General features: G+C 57.3%; 1 protein-coding gene. It reads left to right on the top strand.

Annotated features, from left to right (window positions below; genetic code table 11):
- Positions 1-417: hypothetical protein (locus tag KQH60_RS15130; RefSeq protein WP_237577148.1), on the top strand; the 417-nt coding region annotated here is incomplete at both ends.

Below are 417 nucleotides of genomic sequence, written 5' to 3'. Positions count from 1 at the left end.
GATGGCAGCGTGGAGTCGAGTGTACACGCCACGCATACTCGACTGGCGTCGCTGCTCGAACATGAGCATACGCCACTGGTACGCGCGCTGCGCTGTAGCGGTACGCCCGCCGGTTCGCCACTCTTTAGCGCGTTGTTGAATTACCGGCACAATACGCTCTCGGCAGAGGACAGTGACGCACTGGCTGGCATCCAATTTCTGGGCGGGCAAGAGCGAAGCAACTATCCACTGGCCTTGTCGGTGGAGGATTATGGTATTGCGCTCGGATTAACTGTGCATATCGCACAACCCGGTAATCCTGATCGCGTGTGCGCTTACATGCAGCAGGTGCTCGAAAGTTTGGTCAACGCACTGGACTGTACGCCCGACCAACCTGTTCAGCAATTGAAGTGGCTGCCTGACACCGAACGCGAACAA

The organism is Mycetohabitans sp. B8 (assembly GCF_021991875.1).
Classification (GTDB): Bacteria; Pseudomonadota; Gammaproteobacteria; order Burkholderiales; family Burkholderiaceae; genus Mycetohabitans.
This window is presented reverse-complemented; position numbering and strand designations above follow the sequence as displayed.